Here is a 1,539-nt window from a genome sequence, read left to right as displayed (position 1 = left end):
GTTAATAGACCTAAAACAGATGTAGCTGTTAACGACAGCACCATTAATTTTTTTCTGCCGAATCCGTCAGACAACGAAGCGGCGGCCAATAATGAAAATGCCAAAACGGCTGTTGAGATGGATAAAGTTAAACTGGCAGCCGCAGCGGAAATATGAAACTCTTCCGAAAACAAAGGCATAAGCGGCTGTGTCGTGTAAAGCGTGGCGAAGGTCACAAAGCCGCTGATAAACAGAGCCAAGCTGGCCTTTCTGTAAGCCTTTGTATGAGGCTGAATAAACGTCATGAATGTCCCTCTTTTCTCACTGTTGGTTATATATGTATCGTACGCTTTTCATTTCAATGTGTCTAATTTATAATAACTATAGAATTAATGCGTGAAGGTTATGAAGAAAGGGGAGAAGGAGAAAATGGAGCTTCATCAAATTGACAACTTCATTGCGGCGGCAACTCATCAGCATTTCACAAATGCGGCAAAAGAAAGAATGATTTCTCAGCCGGCATTAAGCCGATCGATTATCAGGCTCGAAGAAGAATTAGGCGCGCCGTTATTTTACAGAGAGACAAAAGCAGTCCGGCTGACAAGGCACGGAGAGCAGTTCTTAATAAAAGCAAAACAAGCGAGACGAGCTTTAAATGAAGGCGTTGAACAAGTGAAAAAGAATATGAGCCTGGAACACGGCGAAATATCTGTATCTTTTCTTCATACGCTCGGGCTGCGTTTAATGCCTCAGCTGATTGCCGAATTTAAAAAGCTATACCCAAACGTGACCTTCCGGCTTTATCAAGGCGCAAATGAAACGCTTCGCAAAATGGTGGAAACGGGAGATGCGGATATCTGTCTCAGCTCCCCGCCGCTTCCCAGCGAGCTTTTACAATGGACAGTGCTGGAGAAAGAACCTCTTTATGCGGTGCTACCTGAGAACCACCCGCTTGCAGGAAATAAAAGCATTCAAATGAAAGAGATGCAGGACGAGGATTTTGTCGGATTTAAACCGGGATACGGACTGAGGTATATGTTTGATCTGATGTGCCGGGATTTGAATATACACCCGCATCTCGCATTTGAAGGAGAGGAAGTGTCAACCATATTAGGGCTGACCGCCGCGGGTCTGGGGGCTGCAGTGCTGCCGAAAACCGCGGAGCATTCATACTTTCCGGTCGTGTTTATTACGGTTGCAGATTAACAATTCGAACGCACCATAGCGTTATCCCAGCTGAAAAACCAATCTCTCTCACGCTGCTGAGCGTTTTAAACAGTTTGCACTTGAGTATTACAAAGCACGCAACTGAGCGGTCATTTTATTAAAATCGAAGTTGAAAATAAAGCAGATAGAAATACAGAAAACGGAGGAAAACCATGGCGAAAAAAACAGTGAAAACAAATGCTGTCCGTATCATTGAGCAACAAAACATTCCCTATGAGCTATTAGGTTACAAAACAGAAGGGGGACAGCCCGCAGACGGTCTTTCCGTTTCACAAAAAATCGGATACGCTGCCGAATATGTTTATAAAACCTTAGTGGCATCTGCAGGAACAG

At 44.2% G+C, this 1,539-nt stretch carries 3 protein-coding genes; 2 read left to right on the top strand and 1 reads right to left on the bottom strand.

Going from position 1 to position 1,539, the window contains the following annotated elements; translation table 11 throughout:
* On the bottom strand, positions 1 to 284 hold a 284-nt coding region (locus tag ACFVXH_RS41285), incomplete at its 3' end, for an MFS transporter (RefSeq protein ID WP_387831231.1).
* 100 nt (positions 285 to 384) lie between these two features.
* Here ACFVXH_RS41285 and ACFVXH_RS41280 point away from each other — a divergent pair.
* Together ACFVXH_RS41280 and ACFVXH_RS41275 are read left to right on the top strand one after the other, a co-directional pair.
* Positions 385 to 1,185, top strand: a complete 801-nt coding sequence (locus ACFVXH_RS41280) for a LysR family transcriptional regulator (RefSeq protein WP_387831232.1) — start codon at positions 385 to 387, stop codon at positions 1,183 to 1,185.
* A 173-nt stretch (positions 1,186 to 1,358) separates the two neighbouring features.
* A partial coding sequence (locus ACFVXH_RS41275) for a hypothetical protein (protein WP_387831230.1) occupies positions 1,359 to 1,539 on the top strand: 181 nt, incomplete at its 3' end.

The organism is Kitasatospora sp. NPDC058184 (assembly GCF_042883725.1).
Lineage (GTDB): Bacteria > Actinomycetota > Actinomycetes > Streptomycetales > Streptomycetaceae > Kitasatospora.
Note: the sequence above shows the minus strand (reverse complement) of the source record. Positions and strands in the feature narration are given on the sequence as shown.

Excerpts from the sequence above, each read along its gene's own strand:
- ACFVXH_RS41280 (WP_387831232.1), top strand. The coding sequence starts at position 385 with ATGAAGAAAGGGGAGAAGGAGAAAATGGAGCTTCATCAAATTGACAAC.